An 18,797-nucleotide genomic window follows, 5' to 3' on the forward strand; every position below is an offset into this window, starting at 1 on the left:
GGCGTTACTCCTCCGGTTTGACGATGAGCCGCGAGCGCATCTCTAAGTGCAGCGCGCTGCAGAAGTGCGCGCAGTAGATCCAGTAGACGCCGGGCTCGTCGGCGGTGAACGTCGCCTTGCGCGTCTCCTGGGGCGCGACCCGCATGTGGACGTCGTGGTCGGGGATCGCCACCGAGTGGAGCATGTCGCTCGTGGTCTCGATGTTCGTCACCTGCATCTCCACCTCGTCGCCCTCCTGGACGACCATCTCCTGGAACCCGTAGTGGTTCCGGGTGGAGTACATCTCGATCTCGACGCGGTCATCGGAGACGCGCTCCATCGTGGACTCGCCCTCGGCGGTGTGGCTGAGTTCGAGGTCCTCGGGGTCGTACACCTCCTTCGGGTTGATCTTCGACTTGTGGCAGATCGACGCGTCGTGCGGCTCGGCCTGCGCCGGCGAGTCCTTCACCAGCTCCATCCCGTTCTCGTCGTCGCCGATGTAGATCAGCTGGTCGTTCTCCGGGTGCTGCGGGCCGACCGGGAGGAACCGGTCCTTCGAGAGCTTGTTCAGCGAGACGAGCCAGTCGCCCGCCGGGTCCTCCGTGTACGACTCCGCGGCGATGAGGTGGCCGGGGTTGTAGTGGACGTCGATCTTCTCGATGACGGGGCTCTCGGACCGCGGCTCGGCGTTGACCGCCTCCTCGATGTCCCACTTGACGACCTGCGAGTCGATGAACAGCGTCGTGTACGCGTGGCCGCGGCCGTCGTAGGCGGTGTGGAGCGGGCCGAGACCGAGCTTCGGCTGGCCGACGATGGCGTCGGTCGGGTCGTCGACCTCGTCGATCTTGTCGATGTCGATGACCGACGCCGTCGGGTCGAGCTTCCCGCTGACGATCACGTACTCGTTGTCCGGGGTGACGCTCACGCCGTGCGGGCTCTTCGGCGTCGGGATGTAGTGGACGATGGGCTCGTCGCCCTGGTTGAGCGGGCTGTCCTTCCGGCCGTCGACGACCGGGACCCCGTTCAGCATCTCGTAGTTGCCGGCCTCGACGGCGGCCTCGATCCGCGGGATGTCGAACGCCTTCACGTCGTCGCGGTCGGCCCGGGTCATCCCGGACTCGGTCGCGGCCTCCTCGGTGTTGTAGGCGCTCGTGAAGAAGTACCGGCCCTCCTTGCTCCCGTCCCCGTTGTCCATGTTGCCGTCGATGAGGACCTCCCACTCGACGTTCATGTTCTCGGGGTTGATCGCGGCGAGGACGGAGCCGTAGGAGTCGGGGTCTTCGAGGTTCCCGCTCCCGTCGTTGGGGACCGGCGTCCGGAACTCGCCGACGCCGAAGATGAGGTCGGTGTCGGGTAGCTGCGCGCAGGCGCCGTGGGTCCCCTGCTGGTTCGGGATGTTGACGATGGCGTCAGTCTCGAAGTACGTCAGGTCGATCCGGGCCATCCGCCCGTTCGCCTTGTCGTTGACGTACGCGAACCGGCCGTCGTAGTCGCCGTCGGTCTGACTGATCCGCGGGTGGTGGGTGTCGCCCCACGTGTACCCGCCGGCGTCTTCGAGCATCTGCTTGCTCTCGTCGTCGAAGCCGTAGCCGCGCGAGGCGTCCCGGTTGAACACCGGGATCCGGATGAGCTCGCGCATGGACGGGAGCCCGTAGACGCGGACGTCGCCGGCCTGCCCGCCGGAGAGCAGCGCGTAGTACTCGTCGTGTTCGCCCGGCGGTACGGAGTTGTCGACCCCGCTCGCCGAGGCCGTCCCCTGGACGTCGTCCTCGCTCAGGATGCTGGTACAGCCCGCCAGCCCGCTGAGGCCCCCCGCAGCGGCGCCGGCCTTCATGAAGTCGCGGCGACGGACGCCGGGGAGCATGGAGTCGAACCCGTCCGTCGAGTCGGTCGTCTGGTCGCCCGATTCCCCCGCGTCCGTGGACCGCTGTGTGTCGTTCGACATGGGTAGATCCGCGAGCGGCGATTCCCTCGCGACAGGCGGACGTTGCGGCGTTCGGTATATAGGTCGTCGAGCGGCTTGCTGTGCGGTTGGAAGCGCGCGAACACGTTCGGAGAACGCCGACCGCGTTCCGAGGACGTGAGAACGCGGTCAGTTCGCTGCTCGAAAGGTGGGTTCGAAAAAAGGTGTTCGCGTCGGCGCCCCGTGCGCGGTTCGGCCGCGGCGCGGCGTCACCGAACGACGACGGCGCCCTTCATGCCGACCGACGAGTGGGGGGTACACTCGTAGTTGAACGTCCCCGTCTCCTCGAAGGTGTACTCGAACGTGTGTCCCTCCTCGGTGACCGTCTCGCTCTCGAACGCGCCCGAGTCGGACGCGACGTTGTGGCCGCCGCCCTGTCCGGTCCACTCCCAGACGACGGTGGTCCCGGTGCTCACCGCCACCGCGGCGGGGCCGAACGAGAGGCCGTCTTCCGCGCCGACCGACACCGTGACCTCGTCCTGGCCGGTGGCGTCGACGGTCTGCTCGTAGTTGTTCGCGCCCTCCATCCAGCCGCCGTAGTCGGGCTCCTCGCCGAGGTACTGGGTGTCGCCGCCGTCTCCGCCGTCGCCGGAGCCGCCGTCGCCGCCGTCCGAGCCGTCGCTCCCGTCGGAGCCGTCTCCGCTGCCGGAGCCGTCGCCGCCGTCGCCCCCGCCGGAACAGCCGGCGAGGAGGAGCGTCGCGCCCGCGGCGGTCGTCGCCTGTACGAACCGTCGCCGATCGAGTGTCGTGTCGTCCGTCATGTGTGTCGTCGTTCGCGGTCGGTAGTTGTAACGCCCTGCGCGCCGACTCGCCGTGCGGGAATTCCGACGAACATGTTCGGAGTGAACGCCGTCCGCTCCGAGGCCGTCAGCCGTCGGAATCGCGCGTCGCCTACGCTTCCCCCCGCGGCGCCAGCACGATCAGCGCGGTGGCGTCCTCGCGCGCGGTCGGCTTCACCGTCCGGTCGCCCTCGAAGCGGAGCAGTTCGCCGGCCTCGACCCGGTGGGGCTCGCCGTCGAGCGCGACGTCGAAGGCGCCCGTCAGCGCGTGGAACAGCACCGTCCGGTCCGGGTGGTCGTGCTCCGCCACCGACTCGCCGGCGTCCAGCGAGAGCCGGACCGTCTTCGGCTCCGCGCCGGGGAACGCCCGGGCGTGGGGCTCGCCGTCGAGATCGTCGATCCGAACCGTCTCCGGCTCGGCTCCGGCCTCGGCCTTCGGCAGCTCCGCGACGAAGCGCTCGGGGCCCTCGCGGTCGACCGCGTACGCCTCGTCGTCGAACGCGGGGACCTCGGCCGACAGCTCGTAGTAGAGCGGCTTCGGGTCGTGGTCGTTGACGATCGTGAGCGACTCGCCCGGCTCTAAGTCGGCGAACGCCTCGTGGATCCGGTCGTGCCGCTCGTTCGGCGGGATCTCTCTGACGTCGAGTTCGGACATCGCTCGACCGTCGACGCCGCAGCCGCATGTCGGGCGGCGCGAACACGTTCGGGACCGGCCGGGTCGCTCCGGGCCGCTCGACGGGGCGAGGGCTCAGTCCCCGTCGAGCAGTCCCGCGATCCGCTCGCCGATCCGGTCCATCGTCGCGTCCGAGAGCCCGTGGCCGTCGCCCGGGTCGATGCGGCACTCAACGGCCGCGCCGGCTCGCTCGAAGACGCGCGCGGTCGCTCGGACGCGCTCGGCGGGCACGTACGGGTCGTCCTCGCTGCTGTCGAGCGCGACGGGGGTCCCGTCGAGCGGCCCGCCGTCGTCGTCTCCGGCGCAACGGTCTCCGGCGTGGTCGGCCCCGGCGCTCTCGGTCGCTTCGAGCGCCCGCGAGTCGAGGTCGTCGCCCGGGAGGGCGGCCGAGACGACGAACGCGCCCCCGTACCGGTCGGGGCGGCGGCGCAGGAACTCGGCGACGACCGCGCCGCCCTGCGAGACCCCGACGAGGACGACGCGCTCCGGCGGGACGCCGGCGTCGCGCGCGACGTCGACCGCGGCCGCGACGCAGTCGACCGCCGAGGTCAGGGCGGGCTCGTTGGCCGACAGCGCGGCCTCGTGCGGCGCCGGGAACCACGTCGATCGGACCGCGCCGGGCGCGAGAAGCGTCGCGCCCGAGCGGTAGAACTCGTCGGCGAGGCGGACCAGCCCCTCGGCGGTGCCGCCGCGGCCGTGGACCAGCACGACAGCGACCTCGGCCGCCGCGACGGGGGCGCCGCCGGTCACGAGCGTCGCCTCCGCGTGCGGCCCGTCGACGCCGCGGATCCGCCGGCTCATTCCGCCGCGGTCCCCGACTCGGGCCCGTCGAACCGCGGCAGCTGCGACTCGAACAGCTCGCGGTCCTCCGCGAACCGCGGGGGGAGGTAGAGCTCCGTCGCGTGCCCCGTCGCCGCCGGGTCGGCGAGCCCCGGGCCCGGCGGACCGTCCGCGGTCGGCGCCTCGGTGGCGAGCTCGACGAGGAGCCCGCCGGGGCCGCGGACGTACAGCGAGTGGAAGAAGTGGCGGTCCTTCACGCGCGACACGTCGTAGCCCCGCTCGCGGAACAGCTCGTGCCACTCCAGCAGCGTCTCGCGGTCCGCGACGCGCACCGCGGCGTGGTGGAGGGTTCCCGGCCCCTCCCGGAGGTACGCGGCGTCGCGGTCGAGGAGGTCGACGACCGCCGCGCGGTCCCCCGGCGCGCGGTACCGAACGCGGTCCCCCGACTCGGCCTCGTACTCGAAGCCGAGCGTCTCCAGCACGCTCGCCGTGCCGTACGGGTCGGCGGGCAGGGCGGTCACGCCGTGGAGCCCGCGGACCGCGTGCGCGGCGGGGACCGGGCCCTCGGTCCACGGGTCCGACTCGTCGCCCGCCGGCACCGCGACCAGTTCGACCCGCGTCCCGGCGGGGTCCGCGAGCGCGAGCCCGCGGTCGCCGAAGCGCGCGTCGGCGTCGAGCGGGTCCGCCTCGACGCCGCGGTCGGCGAGCCGGTCCCGCCAGTAGCCGAGCGAGTCCGGCGGCACCGCGAAGGCGACGGCCTCGTAGCCGGGCTTCCCGGTCCGCCCGGGGTCGGCGTTCGGGTCCGGGAAGACGGTGAACACGGAGCCCGGCGAGCCCGTCGCGTCGCCGAAGTAGAGGTGGTACTGGAGGAAGTCCTCGTAGTTCACCGTCCGGCGGAGCAGGCGGAGCCCGAGCGTCCCACCGTAGAACGCGGCGCTGGCCTCGGGGTCGCCGACGATCCCCGTGACGTGGTGGAGCCCGGGGGTGTCAGAGAGCATGGGCTCGATCGGTGCCGCGCGGGAAAGTCCGTGTCGGTCGGGGCGACCGCGAGGTCCGGCCGCGAGATCAGGAGAGCCACAGCAGCCGCAGGTTGCTCGCGGTGAGGTACGTCCCGGTCGCCGTGAGCAGTATCGGCGGGAAGTAGTACAGCAGGCTGTCCCCGTCTCGCGCGCCCTCGACGCTGATCCAGAGCATCACGAGGTAGACGGCGATCTTCAGCGCGACGAGCCCCGAGAGCCCGAACGACTCCAGCGCGAACCGCACCACTGGGTTCGCCTCCTCGATCGTCGGCACGTACCGGAGGAAGGCGACGGTGGAGACGATGTCGCCGACGCCGTACGTCGCGGTCGCCGCGATCCACAGCCAGTAGAACTCGTTGGGGCGGCGCCGGTACGCGGGGCGGCGGCGGGCCCGGTCTCGGGATCGAACCACGTCCCGAAGTGTCGGGCGGCGGACGTGAATCTGCCGGTTCCGAGGTTCCGCTCGCCGCTCGCCTCTCGTCGCCGCGCAGGGGAGACGGCGAGACGCCGACCGCCGTCCGGCCGACTTAAGACGGGTCGCGTCGTCTCGCCGCCCGTGACGGAGCCGCCGACCCGCGACGAGAAGCTGGAGCTCGGCGTCGAGCTGCTGGCCCACCTCGAACGCGAGGAGCTCGACCTCGCCGCCGCGGTCGACCGGATCGAGACGATCACGACCAGCCCGGCGCTCACCCGCGACATCCTCGACGCGGCCGAGAAGCGCGGCGTCATCGACCGCGAGGGCGCCCGGCTCCGCGTCCGCACGGGCGGGACCTACGTCGAGTACGACAGTCAGGTCGTCGCCCGCGAGGGCGACTTCGAGTGTCGGCGGTGCGGGGCCTCGATTTCGACGGGCCACTTCGTCGAGCTCGACGCCGGCGAACTCGGGCCGTTCGGCTCCTCGTGTATCCGGAAGGTGACCGGGCGGGAGTCGGAATCCGAGTCGGAGTGACTCCGCCGTCGGCCCCGCACGCCCCCGCCGCTCGGTCGAACCCGCCGGAGTATTTACGTCGGCGCCCGAAGCGGCGGTAATGACCGCGCCGAACCGGAACGTCCTGTGGGCGACCGCGCTCGTCGACGAGCTCGTCGCCGCGGGCGTCGACGCCGTCGTCGCCTCGCCGGGCAGCCGCTCGACGCCGCTGACCGTCGCCGCCGCGGGCCACGAGGAGCTCCGCGTGTTCTCCCAGTTCGACGAGCGCTCAGCCGCGTACTTCGCGCTCGGCCGCGCCCGCCGGACCGGCCGCGTGACGCCGCTGATCTGTACCTCGGGAACCGCCGCCGCCAACTACCACCCGGCCGTGATGGAGGCGAGCGAGGCGCGCGTCCCACTCCTCGCGCTCACCGCCGACCGGCCGCCGGAGCTGCGCGACTCCGGCGCGAACCAGACCGCGGACCAGGAGAAGCTGTACGGCGACGCCGTCCGGTTCTACAAGGACCTCCCAGAGCCGGCCGCGAACGACCGGGCGCTCCGGTCGCTCCGGACTACCGTGGCGCGCGCGGTCGGGGCCGCCGAGGGCGCCGGGCCGGGACCGGTCCACCTCAACGTCCCGTTCGCGAAGCCGCTGGAGCCGACGCCGGTCCCGGACGACGTGCCGGACGACCTGCCGGAGGCCGCCGAACGCGGCCGCGACGGCCCCTACGTCGACGTGACGCCCGGCGCGCCGGAGCCCGGCGACGACGAACTGCGCGCGCTCGCGGCCGAACTGGGCGACGCGGACCGCGGCCTGATCGTCGCCGGCCCCGCCGACCCGCCGGGGATCGACCCGGAGGCCGTCACGGCGCTCGCGCACGCGACCGGCTTCCCCGTGCTGGCCGACCCGCTCTCCGGGCTCCGGTACGGCGGCCACACGCGCGTCGCGCCGGTGATCGGCAACTACGACGCCTACCTCTCGGCCGACCTCGCCGGCGACGGGCCGGAGGGCTGGAGCGACCCCGACCTCGTCCTCCGGCTCGGCGCCTCGCCGACCTCGAAGCGGCTCCGGAAGTACCTCGCCGGGACCGGCGCCGCCCAGTACCAGGTCGACCCCGCCGGCGGCTGGCGCGAGGCCGAGTTCGCCGCGACCGACCTCGTCGTCGCCGAGCCGAGCCGGCTCTGCGCCCGCCTCTCGCGGCTCGTCGCGGGCGGGGGCGGAGACGGCGACTGGCGCGCGCAGTGGGAGGAGGCGGACCGCGTCGCGCAGGCGATCCACGCCCGCGACAGCGACGCGGACGAGGGCTCTGCCGCGGGCGACGCGGGCGACGCCGGCGACGCGGCCGACGCGACCGACGCGGCGTTCCACGAGGGCGACGCCGTCCGCGCGGTCGCGGACGCGCTCCCGGACCCGGCGACGCTGTTCGTCTCGAACTCGATGCCCGTCCGCGACCTCGACCGGTTCGTCGGCGCCGCGACCGCGAACGTCACCGCGCTCGGCAACCGGGGCGTCTCGGGCATCGACGGCATCGTCTCCAGCGCGCTCGGCGCGGGCAGCGGGACGACGGACGACCTCACGCTCGTCGTCGGCGACCTCGCGCTGTACCACGACTCGAACGGGCTGCTCGCGGTCGACCGCTGCGACGTCGACGTCACGGTCGTCGCGGTCAACAACGACGGCGGCGGCATCTTCCACAAGCTGCCGATCGAGTCGTTCGAGCCGCCGTTCACCGAGTCGTTCAAGACGCCGCACGGGCTCGACTTCGAGCCGCTCGCGGCGCTCCACGGCCTCGCGTACGAGCGGATCGACGCCCGCCCGGACGCGCTCGCCGACCGCGGCGACGACCCCGCGGAGCGCGCGGCGGCGGTCGCGGAGGACGTGACGGACGCCGTCGCCCGGGCCCACGAGGAGGCGGGGTCGCACCTCGTCGAGGTCGAGACCGACGCCGAGGCCAGCCACCGCGCCCGGGAGGCGTTGGCGGCCGCGGTCGACCGCGCGGTCCACGGGCGGGAGTCGGACGGGTCGTAGCCGCCCGAGCGGCCCGCAGGACCGCGCTCAGGGGACGATCGGGCTCGGGCCCGCGCCGCGCTGCTCCCCGAGCGCGACCCCGGCGTACGCGACGACCGCGAACTGGATCCCGACGCCGAGGCTCGCGCCGAGCGCGAGCACCGCGGTGACGACGGGGCCGCGGTTCGGACCGAGGTACCAGAAGACGGCGACCGACCCGAGCAGGAAGGCGACGGTCGCGCTCGCGCCCGTCGCCAGCGCGGTCGACGTGGCGGAGGTGTCGCCGTCGCGCAGTCCGGCGAGGAGGGCGGTCCCGAACAGCAGTCCGTACACCAGCAGGAACGCCGTGAACCGGGCGCTCACGAGGTACGTCGAGAGCGTCTCGGCCGACGGGAGCGCGACCGGCGATTCGAGGAGGATCGGCGAGAGGCGTCTGATCCCGCTGATCGCGACCGCGACGACCGCGGCGACGACCGGGGGGAGGGCTGCCGTGCGCATGTCCGAGGGGCCACGCGGGCCTCACTTATAGAATCCGGTCGGAGCGGGCGCGGTCACGCCACGGTGACGACCGCCGCCGCGCGCACGTCGCGGTCCGTCGCCGTCGCCTCGCCGACGACCCGGTAGGTGCCGGAGGGCGGACCCCGCCACGTCGCCTCGTAGGCGACCGCCTCGCCGGGCGCCACGGTCTCGCTCCCGAGCGCCTGCGTGAACATCCGGTTCGCGCCGTAGCGCCAGGCGGGGTCCGCGCGCTCCTCATCGGCACCCTCCCCGTCGGCATCTTCCCGGTCGGTGTCGGCACCCTCCCCGCCGGTGTCGATATCCTCCTCGTCCGCCGGGTACGCGGTGAACTCCGCGCGCTGCCCGGTCCGGAAGTCGAGCGTGACCGGCGTCGACCCCGCGTTCTCGATCCGCAGCGAGAGGGTCAACCCGTCGTCGGTCGCCGCCGTCGCGAGCGTCGCGTCGAGCATGGCGGCGTGTGCGACGCCCGCGGGAAAAACTCCTCGCCGAGCGCGCGTCGCGTCTCGGGCGGCGGCGAGCGGACCGGCCGACGACGGCTATAAGCCCCGCCTCCCCCTACCCCGCGGCGTGCAGGTCGTCGGCTACGAGACGGACGCCGCGAGCGGCCCGCCTGAGTCCGACGGGGACGCGGATTCGACCGCCGCGGCGAGCGGACCGATCGGCGGCGGGCTCTACGTCGCGAGCGGCGGCACCGTCGACTTCGTGGACGCGAGCCCCGGCACCGAACTCGCGTTCGGGCTCGGCGAGCGCCGCTGCGCGGGGACGGTCCACGAGGGCGAACACGTCGCCTGCGACGCGGCGGACGCCCCGTACTGCGACGAGCACTCGGGGGTCTGGGTGTGCGCGCGGTGTACCGGCACGTGCCTGAAAGACGAGATGGACTGCCACGAGTCGCACGCGATGTACTTCGCCGCGTTCGCACCCGACGTGCTCAAGGTCGGCGTCACCCGCGAGTGGCGCCTCGGGACCCGCCTCCGCGAGCAGGGCGCCGACCGCGCGGCCCATATCCGCACCTTCCCGAACGGCCGGATCGCCCGCGAGGTGGAGGCGGAGCTGGCCGCGGGCGACGACCTCGTCGACCGCGTCCGCGTCCCGACGAAGCTCGACGGGTTCGGGCGCGCGGTCGACGAGGCCGCCTGGGAGGCGCTCCTCGACTGGTTCGACCCGATCGAGCGGTTCGCGTTCGACTACGGGCTCGACCTCGACGAGCGCCCCGTCGCCGAGACGATGGCCGCGGGGACCGTCCGCGGCTGGAAGGGGCGCGTGCTGGTGCTCGACCGCGGCGGCTCGACGTACGCGGTCGACGCGCGCGACCTCGTGGGGTACGAGCTGACCGACGCGGTGCCGGAGCGCGAGCTCCAGTCGAGCCTCGGGGCGTTCGGCGGATGACCGGGGGCGTCCTCGCGACCCTCTTCGGCGACCCGTTCGCGGCCATGAACACGGTCGGCCTCGTCGCGTTCGCCCTCGTCGGGGCGAGCAAGGCGGTCCGCGAGGAGTTCGACCTCTTCGGCGTCGCGGTGGTGGGGCTCGCGATGGCGTTCGCCGGCGGCGTCACCCGCGACCTCCTCGTCTCGCGCGTCCCGCTGGCGCTGCGCTCGCCGGTCGAGATACTCCTCGGACTGCTCGGCGTCGCGCTCGCGGTCGGGCTGAGCGCGTGGCTCGCCAGCCCGGACGAGCACCCGGTGACGCTCGTCGCCGACGCCGTGGGCCTCGCCGCCTTCGCCACGACCGGCGCCATCGTCGCGACGGACGCCGGCGTGTCCGCGTTCGGCGTCGTGGCCGTCGCCACGATCAACGCCGTCGGCGGCGGCGCGCTCGCCGACATCCTCCTCGACCGGTCCCCGTTCATCCTCTTCGAGGACTTCTACGCGAGCTGCGCCGTGCTCGGCGGGATCGCGTACTGGCTGGTCGGCGTCCTCGGCGGCCCCTCGGGGGTCGCGGCCGCGGCCTGCGCGGCGGTGACGGTCGGGCTCCGGCTCGTCGCCGTCGCCCGCGGCTGGCGGCTCCCGACCGCGAAGGGGCTCGGTGACGGGTTCGGTCGGTAGGCGCGGGGCGAGCGCTCAGCGGCTCGACCGGCGAGCGGCCGACCTCTTCAGGAAGCGAATCCTTCGACCGCGACGACGCGGCGGACGCCGAGGTACGCGGCCGCGGCGATGGCGGCGTACGCGATCACCAGGACGCCCGTCGCCGCGCCCGCGCTGTCGATGGCGAGCCGCGCCACCGCGTTCGCTGGGCCGCCGGCCATCGCCGTGGCACCGCCGAACAGCACGAGGACGGCGACCGAGTAGAGTAACTGGGCGGCCCGCCGGTCGGGCGCGACCGCCGCGATGCCGACCGCGACGGAGACGACGAGCGTCGTGAGCGCGGTCATCAGCGCCAAGATCGGGCCGACGTTCGCGACCGACGTGCCGTTCGCCTCCAGCAGCAGGAGCCAGATCAGCGCCTGTCCGGGCGCGATCCCGATCGCCGCGAGCGCCTTCCCGTCGACGATCTCCGCGAGCGTGACGGGCGCGACCCGGAGCAGCTCCATCGTCCCCTGGTCCAGCTCCTCCGTGATCGAGTCGACCACGAGCGACCCCGAGATGAACACCGGGAGGAAGACGAGGAGGGGGATCAACACCGTGTAGGTGAACGTGAAGTACGGGCTGGTGTCGCTCCGGTCGGGCAGGGGAAGCGGGGACTCCGCTAAGTACCGAGCGCGCTCGTCGCGCTCGTTCAGCTCGTAGGTCCGCAACAGCTCGCGCAGCTGCACCACGATCACCGTCGTCTCCACGGTGGAGTCGGGGGCGGTGACGGCGGCCGACACCCGCCCGTCCTCCGTGCGGGTCGCGACCACCACCGCGTCGGCCGCGTTCCGCTCGAAGGCGCTCCGGGCGGCGCTCGCGTCCTCGTACGGCGTGACCGTGGCGCCCGGCACCTCGCTCGCGGCGCGCTCTAAGTCGTCGACCGCGTCGCCGGCGCCCGCGACCTCTATCTGGGCGCCGTCGAGCGAGCCCGGGTCGTACATCGAGACGAGCCCGACGACGAGGAACGACGAGAACATCGCGATGAACAGCTGGATCCCGATCGCCAGCAGGATCGTCTTCTCGGCGCGCAGCCCGGCGATCTCCCGCCCGGCGATCGTCAGGCGGCTATCCAAGGCTCACCACCCCGACGTTGTACGCGGCGTGGCCGAGCGTCGCCAGCGTCAGCGCCAGCGCGTAGGCGGTCCGCCCGCGGCTCGCGCCGACGCTCGCGATGCTCGTCGTCGCGACGTGGAGGACGAGGGGCGCGAAGAACAGCGCCGCCAGGGCGAGCGGCGGCAGCCCGGAGAGCCCGGCCACGTCGGCGAAGGCGGCGCGCCCGAGGAAGAGGTCGGTGAGCCCGACGGCCTGGACGACCGCGGTGGCCTTCTCCGCGAGGAAGAACCCCGTCCCCGAGGCGACGCCGACCGCGAGCGCGACGCCGAGGGTCCCGTCGCGCTCCCCGTCGCCACTCCCGCCGGTCCGCGCGAAGACCCCGCGCTCGAAGCCGGCGTAGAGGCCGACGCTCTTCGCGACCTCCTCGATGAACGCGATGGTCACGAGCAGCACCGGGATCGACACGGTGACCGGCAGCGCGAACAGCACCGCGACGGCCAGGAGCTCCGCGACGAACACGAACGGGATCGTACAGGCGGTGAGGAACGCGACGCGCCCGAGCGCGCGGAGTCGGCCGCGGTCGAGGAACCGCCCGCCCGCCCCCCGAGACGGCACCGGTGCGAGCCGCACCGCGAGCGCGTCGAGGAACTTCCGCGTCACCGGCTTCTGCGAGAACATGTCCTCCTCGCGGTAGACGCCGAGGCCGAGGCCGAAGAGGAGGGCGGCGCCGACCGCCATCGGCGCGGTCGAGAAGAGGACCTCGCCCGCCGAGACGGCCTCGCCCTGGAGGTCGAAGACGACGAGCGTCAGCGGCGAGACGAGCGCGACCGGCGTCACGTTCGTGAAGATGGCCGGGACGAACGCGTAGGTGGTCAGGAGGACGCTCACCCCCACCGTGACGAAGGTGAGCTCCTTGAACGAGCGCGCGAACATCGCGCCGACGAAGGTGGCCCCGAGGAACGTCGCCGCGACCGGCGCGACGGCGACCACGGAGAGCGCCCCGCCGCCGACCGCGAGCGCGATGAGCGTCGTGACGACCGCGGCCGCGGCGGCGTACGGCAGCGTCTTTCCGGCGACGATCTCGGCCGGCGACAGCGGCGTGACCAGCAGCGGCTCTCCCCGGCGGTTCGTCCGCTCGTCGAGGATCGAGGAGCCGTACGCCTGGATCAGGAAGTTCATCGGCACGAGGAAGACGAACGCCAAGAGCAGGGAGGTGAACGGGAACGGCGGCGTGATCGACCCGGGCGAGCCGACCGTGTCTGCGCCGAACGCCGCGCCGCCGATTGAGGGCACCGCGAAGCCGCCATCGTCGCCGGACGCGCCCCCGTCCGTGACGGAACCCGCGTCGCCCGACCCGTCACCGTCTGCGCCGGAACCGCCGTCCGACCCGCTGCCACTACCGTCTGATCCCCCGCCCGACCCGCCGCCACCGTCGCCTGCGCCGCCGTCGTCCCCCCTGTCGCTCCCGCCGAGGGTCGCGCCGTCGTCGAAGCCGGTGGTCCGGCCGACGTACCGGAGCGTGACGACGACCGGGAAGGCGGCCGTCCGGTTCGGCTCGGCGCGCATCAGCCGCTCGTTGTGCGACTCGACGGCCTCGCGGACCGACGCGGCCGCGGCCTCGCCCTTCTGCGTGTCGCTCGCGCGGACGACCACCTCCTCGACGTCCGCGCCGTCGATCGACCCGTCGTCGCCGGCGCCGGGCTGAACCACCGTCACCACGACCGCGTCGGCGGAGTCGCCGAGCGACGCGGTCCCGGCCGGCACCGGGCGCAGCGACGGCGCCTCCTCGATCGCGTCCGCGTACGGCGACTCGGCGTCGACCCCGACGCGGTAGACGTTCTGGTCGACGTCGAGGCCGGCGACGCCGGTGGCCACGCCGACCCCCACGACGCCCCCGGCGACGAGGAGCAGGGCGACCCCGGCCGCGAGCGTCCGGCGGTCCACGCCGCCCGACGCGCGGGCGGACTCCCACCTGGCGACCCGGAGGACGCGGCGGCCGGCGACCGCGAGCCGTCGGCCGACGCGGCGCAGCCGGTCGGTCACTCGGTCGCCTCCGTCGCAGTTCGCGGCTCCGTCGTCGATTCGTCGCCCGCGTCGCCGGAGTCCTCGGCGTCGTCGCCGCCGATGTCCTCGGTGTACCGCCCGGGCATCGGCCGCCCGACGATGTCGAGGAACACGTCCTCCAGGCTCGGCTCACGGCTCCGGATGTCGACGACCTCGCCGCCGGCGTCGCCGACGGCCTCGCGGACGGCCGCGACGGCGTCCATGCTCGGGACCGCCGTCCGGTACCGGTCCCCGACCTCCTCGGTCGCCGCGTCGAGGTCGTCGAGCGCGGGCGTCGCGGCCGGCTCCCCGTCGCTGAACACGCGGTAGGTCGTCTCGCCGTGTCGCTCGCGGATCCCGTCGACGCTCCCGCGGGCGACGATCCGCCCCTCGTTCATCACCACGACGCGGTCGCAGACGGACTCGACGTGGTAGAGGTTGTGCGCCGAGAAGACGACGGTCTTCCCCGTCTCGCGGAGCTCGCGGGTGAACGCCAGCACGGAGTTCGTCGTCACGGGGTCGAGCCCGGAGGCCGGCTCGTCGTACACCAGCACGTCCGGGTCGTTGACCAGCGAGCGCGCGATGGCGACCTTCCGTTTCATCCCCTTCGAGACGTCGCCGAGGCGGCGCTCGCGGTGGTCGAGTTCGAGGCGGTCGAGCGCGGCGCCGATCCGCTCGTCGGCGACCTCGCGGGGCACGTCGTAGAGGTCGGCGAAGAAGCGGAGGTACGACAGCGCGGTCATCTCCTCGTACAGCGGCGACTCCTCGGGCAGGAACCCGAGGTGCCGGCGCATCTCGGGGTCCGCGGCGTCGAACCCGGCGACGGTCACGTCGCCCGCCGTCGGCTCGACGAGGCCGGCGAGCACCTTGAGCGTCGTCGTCTTGCCGGCCCCGTTCGGGCCGACGATCCCGAACACCTCGCCGTCGTCGACGGCGAAGTCGCTGTCCACGACGGCCGCGAAGTCGCCGTAGGTCTTCCGCAGGCCCGACACCTCGATCATGCGCACGGCTCCGCCGTCGGCCGGGTTAAACCCACGCCCGCGGGTATCAACCGCGAGAACGGTCCGGGAGGGAGTCGACGGCGCCGCGGCGAGGTCGGCGGCGACCCCTCACCCCATCTGTCAGTCGTCGCTCCACGCGTCGCCGTGGGCGCGGTAGCCGTCGAACTCGCCCCCGTCGATCTCGCGCTCGATCTCCCGGCGCGTCTCCGCGTCGAGCCGGACGACGTGACAGAGCGGGTGGCCTGGGGCGGCGACCGGGTTCTCCAGCGATCCGAGGATCAGGCCGTCGAAGGGCGCCTCCACCGCGCGCTCCTCCGTCTTGAAGTGGTTCGTGATCGTACAGATCGTCTCCCCCTCGTAGACGAGCGGGTACGGGCCCCACTCCATCTCGACGAGCCCGCCGCTGTCGGCGCGGAGCCAGCGCTTCGTGCTGTCGGCGGCGGTCGACAGGTACCACCCCGGCCAGTGGACCGGCTCGCCGGGCGTCATCCCGTACTCCGAGAGGACGCTCTCGACGCCCTCCAAGGCCTTCTCGATGAGCACCGGCTGGAACCGGTGGGCGCGCCCCATCTCGACGGTCACCGTCGGGATCCCGTCCGCGGTCGCCGTCGAGCGGAGCGACCCCTCGTCGCCGGTCCCGTACAGCACAACGTTCGTCGCGAACGCCCTGGCGAGCCGCCGGACGCCGGGGTCGTCGAGGTCGGCGCGGGCGTGGTAGATCGTGGTCCGGTTCCGGGTGGAGGTGTGGAAGTCGAGCCCGAGGTCGCACTCCGCGACGAACCGCCGGTAGACCCTGTTTGCCATCCGCTCGGTGGTGTTCGACCGCTCCTTACCCGGGAACGACCGGTTCATGTCCTGGTCGTAGATCGGCGTGTCGCGCCGCTGCGCCTCGTAGGCGGGCACGTTACAGACGTGGAGGCAGACCAGCGTCCCGTGGACGTCGGCGGGGCCGTACCGGTCGGCGACCTCCTGGACCACCTTCACGCCGTTGAGCTCGTCGCCGTGGATCCCGGCGGAGAGGAACAGCGTCGGCCCGCCCGCCTCGCCGTTGACGATCGTCACCGGCATCTCGATCGGGTCGCCGAGGTAGGTCTCGCCGACCTCGTAGCGGACGTGTCGCTTCTCGCCCGGGTCGACGACGGCGTCGTACCGGAACGGCTCCGGCTCTCGTTCCGGTCGCGGGTCGGTCATACGTCGCGGTCACGCGACGGACGGATAACCGCTCGGGTCGCGTCAGTCGGGGTTCCGGGAGATTCCGGGGGAGGCCGGGATCAACCGCCGACCGTCGGCCGGCGGCGGGTCAGTCGGTGTACGGCTTCTCGATGTTCGCGTCGCCGCTGATGTACGCGTTCATCCGGCGGGTGATCCCGTCGAACAGCGTGATGAGCGGCGAGAGGACGCGCTCGACGAGCCGGACCGGCGACGCGATGCGCAGCGACCACGACTCCGCGTTGCCGAGCCCGAAGGCCTTCGGGACGATCTCGCCGAAGACGAGGACGAGGAAGCTCGTACACAGCGTCGTCACCACCACCGTCGCCCCCGACGGGAGGTAGCTCGCGACGAGGACCGTCACGATGCTCGAAATGGCGATGTTGACGACGTTGTTCCCGACGAGGAGCGTCACGAGGAGCCGGTGGGGGTCGTCGTGGAGCTCCTTCAGGACGGCCCCTCGCGGGTCGCCCGTGGACGCCTGTCGATCGAACCACTCGGCCGGCAGCGAGAAGATGGCGGTCTCGGAACTGGAGAAGAAGGCGCTCAGTCCCAGCAACACGATCACCGCTGCGACACCGATCACGCCGAGTGCGGCTCCGACCATGCCTCGTGTGGAGGAAGCAGGTCAAAGAGCGTGTCGACGGAAGCCCCCCGACGCGACGGGGACGGCGAACGCGGGGAGGCGACGGTGGCGTCGAATACAGGGTGGCGACAAAGGCGACGAAAACGGGGAAGTGACGGCCGCGTGGCTCTCCGGTCGAGAGCTGATCGGCGCCGGTGCGTCCGGCGAGAAACGGCGGTCGGCGTTACTCCTCTTCTTCCTCTTCCTCGACGGCTCCTCGTCCTCGCTCCCAGACGCCGTCGGCAGATGTGTCGTTCGGTGCGGTGTGCGAGACGTCTTTCATGGTGTCGCGATCACTTGCCATATTGACCTGCGATAGCCCGGAACCCCGTATTAACCCTTCGTGGAAAGAGATAATGAGTCCTGATACCATATTAGGTATTAATATCCGCGTGAGATCGCCGGTCGGATCTCTGGACGTACCTCGGAAAATAGTCGGTTCGACGACGTAGAAGCGACCGAACGTTTCGATCATCTCGGGCGGCCGCAGCGATGAGGGGGACGGACCGCGGAGGAATCGACGTGTTCGGAAATCGCGACGCGCCCGGGAGCGTCGACCGCGGCGACGGCGGGTCGCTGGTCCGGGAGGGCGCGACGCTCGCGGTCGGTCGCGACGTCGCCGCGCCGCCGGCGGCCACGGCGACGGCGCTCCGCGACACGCGGCGATGGCCCGAGTGGAGCCCGTCCGTTAGCGGCGTCGAGAGCTCCGACCGGTACGTCGAGACCGGGACGACCGGCCGGGTTCGGGTCGCCGGCGCGTGGGTCCCGTTCAGGGTGTCGTCGGCGACGCGCCTCCGGTGGGACTGGGAGGTCGCCGGGATACCCGCCACGGGTCACCGTGTCGAGCGGTACCCCGAAGACCCGGACCGGTGTCGGGCGGTGATCGAGGTCCCGCTGCTCGCGGCGCCGTACGTGCCCGTCTGCCGGCGCGCGCTCGACCGGTTCGCGGCGTTGGTGGAGGGCGAGTGAGCCGGGCGGCGACCGGGCGTCTCAGTTCTCGTACCCCTTCTCGAAGGGGTCGATGACCTCGCTGCCGGGCTCGTCCTCGTCGCGGGTGAAGCCCGGCCCCTGCGTCGCCAGCTCGAAGACGAGCCCGTCGGGGTCGGTGAAGTAGATGCTCTTGAAGTAGGTGCGGTCTTTCACCTCGGAGACCTCGACGTCGTGCGTTTCGAGGTGGTCCTGCCACTCGCGGAGCGTCTCCTCGTCCTCCACGCCGAACGCGAAGTGGTGGCTCGCGCCCGGGCCGGGCGCCCCCTGCGAGTCGGGGTACTCGAAGTAGGTGACGTTGGTCCCCGGCTCCCCCTCGGGCGTCGGCGAGTAGTAGTAGTGCGGGGTCCCGGGGTCGTCGTAGTTCTGGGTCCGCTTCACCGTGTGCCACCCGAGGACGTCCTCGTAGAACGCGGTGGTCTCCTCGATGTCGGTACAGATGTTCGTGACGTGGTGGAGTCCGGTCGTCGGCGGCGCGTCGGTCATGGTCTGTGCGAACAGTCGTCGGGAGCACAGTTAGTCGTACTGGCGACGGCGTCGGCCGCCCCGACGACTCGGCTGGTCGCCGGACGGAATTTCGAAAAGGTGTTTTCGTCGACCGCACTGCGCGTGTGCGGTGGTAGCACTTTGTGTGCGCGGTGGTCGCGCGTCGATGCGTCGTCGGGGTCAGGTCCCCCGGCGGCTCAGAACAGGCCGACGCCGACCGCGTACGGCCACGCGGTGCCGCCGACGGCGAGCAGCGCGAGCGCCGCGCCGGCGCCGTAGACGTTCTTCAGGAAGCTCGTCATCTCGTTCTGCTTCTCCTCGGGGTCGTCCATCGACCAGAAGTCGTGCATCGTCACGGCGGAGACGAGGAGGAAGAAGGCGAGCGCGCCGGCCGCGACGACCGGGAACGCGCCGGCGACCACGGCGACGCCGCCGAGCACGAGGACGGCGCCGGAGGCGATGACGGAGAACTTCGGCGCCGGGAGGCCGTTGAATTCGGCGTAGCCGGCCATCGTTTCGAGGTCCATGAAGTGGTTGAGCCCCATGAACGCGAGCGTCGCGCCGAACAGGATCCGGCCGAGCAGGAAGAGTTCGCCCGAGAACGGGGCGTCGAACTGGAGCGGTATCGTCGCGAATTCAGCTAACATCGTGTAACCTGCTATACGGACGTAACCTATTTATCGCTTCCCGGACAATTGGG

The 18,797-nt window shown here is 72.4% G+C and carries 20 protein-coding genes; 5 read left to right on the plus strand and 15 right to left on the minus strand.

Going from position 1 to position 18,797, the window contains the following annotated elements; translation table 11 throughout:
- Positions 1–4: 4 nt before the first annotated feature.
- The 6 genes from nosZ to DVK05_RS05015 form a co-directional block, all read right to left on the minus strand.
- Entirely contained in the window at positions 5–1,924 is a 1,920-nt protein-coding gene (gene nosZ / locus DVK05_RS04990) for a TAT-dependent nitrous-oxide reductase (RefSeq protein WP_121562281.1), read from the minus strand.
- 227 nt (positions 1,925–2,151) lie between these two features.
- Positions 2,152–2,703: a halocyanin domain-containing protein gene (locus DVK05_RS04995; protein WP_121562282.1), complete on the minus strand. Its 552-nt coding sequence runs from the start codon at positions 2,701–2,703 to the stop codon at positions 2,152–2,154.
- A 130-nt stretch (positions 2,704–2,833) separates the two neighbouring features.
- On the minus strand, positions 2,834–3,376 hold the full coding sequence (locus DVK05_RS05000; RefSeq protein WP_121562283.1) for a DUF2249 domain-containing protein: 543 nt from the start codon (positions 3,374–3,376) through the stop codon (positions 2,834–2,836).
- A gap of 93 nt (positions 3,377–3,469) precedes the next feature.
- On the minus strand, positions 3,470–4,195 hold the full coding sequence (locus DVK05_RS05005) for an alpha/beta hydrolase (RefSeq protein ID WP_121562284.1): 726 nt from the start codon (positions 4,193–4,195) through the stop codon (positions 3,470–3,472).
- Positions 4,192–5,172, minus strand: a complete 981-nt coding sequence (locus tag DVK05_RS05010; protein WP_121562285.1) for a VOC family protein — start codon at positions 5,170–5,172, stop codon at positions 4,192–4,194. Before DVK05_RS05010 ends, DVK05_RS05005 begins: the two co-directional genes overlap by 4 nt.
- Before the next feature lie 67 nt (positions 5,173–5,239).
- A complete protein-coding gene (locus tag DVK05_RS05015) occupies positions 5,240–5,605 on the minus strand; it encodes a DUF5658 family protein (RefSeq protein WP_121562286.1) in 366 nt (121 codons plus the stop codon).
- Positions 5,606–5,749: 144 nt separating this feature from the next.
- Here DVK05_RS05015 and DVK05_RS05020 point away from each other — a divergent pair, with 144 nt between their 5' ends.
- Both DVK05_RS05020 and menD read left to right on the plus strand, forming a co-directional pair.
- Positions 5,750–6,142, plus strand: a complete 393-nt coding sequence (locus DVK05_RS05020) for a DUF5830 family protein (protein WP_121562287.1) — start codon at positions 5,750–5,752, stop codon at positions 6,140–6,142.
- Positions 6,143–6,221: 79 nt separating this feature from the next.
- The gene (gene menD / locus DVK05_RS05025; protein WP_121562288.1) at positions 6,222–8,129 is read left to right on the plus strand and encodes a 2-succinyl-5-enolpyruvyl-6-hydroxy-3-cyclohexene-1-carboxylic-acid synthase; all 1,908 of its coding nucleotides are present in this window, start codon (positions 6,222–6,224) and stop codon (positions 8,127–8,129) included.
- A 27-nt stretch (positions 8,130–8,156) separates the two neighbouring features.
- Here menD and DVK05_RS05030 read toward each other — a convergent pair whose 3' ends face one another.
- Positions 8,157–8,606 carry a hypothetical protein gene (locus tag DVK05_RS05030; RefSeq protein WP_121562289.1) on the minus strand — a complete coding sequence of 150 codons (450 nt, stop codon included), beginning with the start codon at positions 8,604–8,606 and terminating at the stop codon, positions 8,157–8,159.
- Between the two features lie 53 nt (positions 8,607–8,659).
- Positions 8,660–9,076, minus strand: a complete 417-nt coding sequence (locus tag DVK05_RS05035) for a BsuPI-related putative proteinase inhibitor (RefSeq protein ID WP_121562290.1) — start codon at positions 9,074–9,076, stop codon at positions 8,660–8,662.
- Between the two features lie 118 nt (positions 9,077–9,194).
- On the opposite strand from DVK05_RS05035, the gene DVK05_RS05040 reads away from it, so the two are divergent.
- Together DVK05_RS05040 and DVK05_RS05045 are read left to right on the plus strand one after the other, a co-directional pair.
- Positions 9,195–10,016 (plus strand): DUF2797 domain-containing protein, encoded by an 822-nt coding sequence (locus tag DVK05_RS05040; RefSeq protein WP_199712284.1) that lies wholly within the window; start codon positions 9,195–9,197, stop codon positions 10,014–10,016.
- On the plus strand, positions 10,013–10,672 hold the full coding sequence (locus DVK05_RS05045; protein ID WP_121562291.1) for a trimeric intracellular cation channel family protein: 660 nt from the start codon (positions 10,013–10,015) through the stop codon (positions 10,670–10,672). The genes DVK05_RS05040 and DVK05_RS05045 overlap by 4 nt, the downstream gene beginning before the upstream one ends.
- Positions 10,673–10,719: 47 nt before the next feature.
- Here DVK05_RS05045 and DVK05_RS05050 read toward each other — a convergent pair whose 3' ends face one another.
- The 5 genes from DVK05_RS05050 to DVK05_RS05070 all read right to left on the minus strand — a co-directional run bounded on the left by DVK05_RS05050 (position 10,720) and on the right by DVK05_RS05070 (position 16,606).
- Positions 10,720–11,766, minus strand: a complete 1,047-nt coding sequence (locus tag DVK05_RS05050; protein WP_121562292.1) for an ABC transporter permease — start codon at positions 11,764–11,766, stop codon at positions 10,720–10,722.
- The gene (locus DVK05_RS05055) at positions 11,759–13,789 is read right to left on the minus strand and encodes an ABC transporter permease (RefSeq protein WP_121562293.1); all 2,031 of its coding nucleotides are present in this window, start codon (positions 13,787–13,789) and stop codon (positions 11,759–11,761) included. Before DVK05_RS05055 ends, DVK05_RS05050 begins: the two co-directional genes overlap by 8 nt.
- Entirely contained in the window at positions 13,786–14,790 is a 1,005-nt protein-coding gene (locus tag DVK05_RS05060; RefSeq protein ID WP_121562294.1) for an ABC transporter ATP-binding protein, read from the minus strand. Before DVK05_RS05060 ends, DVK05_RS05055 begins: the two co-directional genes overlap by 4 nt.
- Positions 14,791–14,910: 120 nt before the next feature.
- Positions 14,911–15,981, minus strand: coding sequence for a succinylglutamate desuccinylase/aspartoacylase family protein (locus tag DVK05_RS05065; protein ID WP_121562295.1), 1,071 nt, complete (start codon positions 15,979–15,981; stop codon positions 14,911–14,913).
- A 109-nt stretch (positions 15,982–16,090) separates the two neighbouring features.
- Positions 16,091–16,606, minus strand: coding sequence for a CNNM domain-containing protein (locus DVK05_RS05070; protein ID WP_121562296.1), 516 nt, complete (start codon positions 16,604–16,606; stop codon positions 16,091–16,093).
- Positions 16,607–17,146: 540 nt separating this feature from the next.
- On the opposite strand from DVK05_RS05070, the gene DVK05_RS05075 reads away from it, so the two are divergent.
- Positions 17,147–17,593, plus strand: a complete 447-nt coding sequence (locus DVK05_RS05075; protein ID WP_121562462.1) for an SRPBCC family protein — start codon at positions 17,147–17,149, stop codon at positions 17,591–17,593.
- A gap of 21 nt (positions 17,594–17,614) precedes the next feature.
- Here DVK05_RS05075 and DVK05_RS05080 read toward each other — a convergent pair whose 3' ends face one another.
- Both DVK05_RS05080 and DVK05_RS05085 read right to left on the minus strand, forming a co-directional pair.
- A complete protein-coding gene (locus DVK05_RS05080) occupies positions 17,615–18,097 on the minus strand; it encodes a VOC family protein (protein WP_121562297.1) in 483 nt (160 codons plus the stop codon).
- Between the two features lie 197 nt (positions 18,098–18,294).
- Positions 18,295–18,744 (minus strand): DoxX family protein, encoded by a 450-nt coding sequence (locus tag DVK05_RS05085; RefSeq protein ID WP_121562298.1) that lies wholly within the window; start codon positions 18,742–18,744, stop codon positions 18,295–18,297.
- Positions 18,745–18,797: the final 53 nt, after the last annotated feature.

The sequence above is a fragment of the Halorubrum sp. Atlit-8R genome (assembly GCF_003666025.1).
Taxonomy (GTDB): domain Archaea; phylum Halobacteriota; class Halobacteria; order Halobacteriales; family Haloferacaceae; genus Halorubrum; species Halorubrum salinarum.

Excerpts from the sequence above, each read along its gene's own strand:
- DVK05_RS05070 (WP_121562296.1), bottom strand. The coding sequence starts at position 16,606 with ATGGTCGGAGCCGCACTCGGCGTGATCGGTGTCGCAGCGGTGATCGTG.
- DVK05_RS05045 (WP_121562291.1), top strand. The coding sequence starts at position 10,013 with ATGACCGGGGGCGTCCTCGCGACCCTCTTCGGCGACCCGTTCGCGGCC.
- DVK05_RS05010 (WP_121562285.1), bottom strand. The coding sequence starts at position 5,172 with ATGCTCTCTGACACCCCCGGGCTCCACCACGTCACGGGGATCGTCGGC.
- menD (WP_121562288.1), top strand. The coding sequence starts at position 6,222 with ATGACCGCGCCGAACCGGAACGTCCTGTGGGCGACCGCGCTCGTCGAC.
- DVK05_RS05035 (WP_121562290.1), bottom strand. The coding sequence starts at position 9,076 with ATGCTCGACGCGACGCTCGCGACGGCGGCGACCGACGACGGGTTGACC.
- nosZ (WP_121562281.1), bottom strand. The coding sequence starts at position 1,924 with ATGTCGAACGACACACAGCGGTCCACGGACGCGGGGGAATCGGGCGAC.
- DVK05_RS05060 (WP_121562294.1), bottom strand. The coding sequence starts at position 14,790 with ATGATCGAGGTGTCGGGCCTGCGGAAGACCTACGGCGACTTCGCGGCC.
- DVK05_RS05000 (WP_121562283.1), bottom strand. The coding sequence starts at position 3,376 with ATGTCCGAACTCGACGTCAGAGAGATCCCGCCGAACGAGCGGCACGAC.
- DVK05_RS04995 (WP_121562282.1), bottom strand. The coding sequence starts at position 2,703 with ATGACGGACGACACGACACTCGATCGGCGACGGTTCGTACAGGCGACG.
- DVK05_RS05085 (WP_121562298.1), bottom strand. The coding sequence starts at position 18,744 with ATGTTAGCTGAATTCGCGACGATACCGCTCCAGTTCGACGCCCCGTTC.
- DVK05_RS05030 (WP_121562289.1), bottom strand. The coding sequence starts at position 8,606 with ATGCGCACGGCAGCCCTCCCCCCGGTCGTCGCCGCGGTCGTCGCGGTC.
- DVK05_RS05065 (WP_121562295.1), bottom strand. The coding sequence starts at position 15,981 with ATGACCGACCCGCGACCGGAACGAGAGCCGGAGCCGTTCCGGTACGAC.
- DVK05_RS05080 (WP_121562297.1), bottom strand. The coding sequence starts at position 18,097 with ATGACCGACGCGCCGCCGACGACCGGACTCCACCACGTCACGAACATC.
- DVK05_RS05005 (WP_121562284.1), bottom strand. The coding sequence starts at position 4,195 with ATGAGCCGGCGGATCCGCGGCGTCGACGGGCCGCACGCGGAGGCGACG.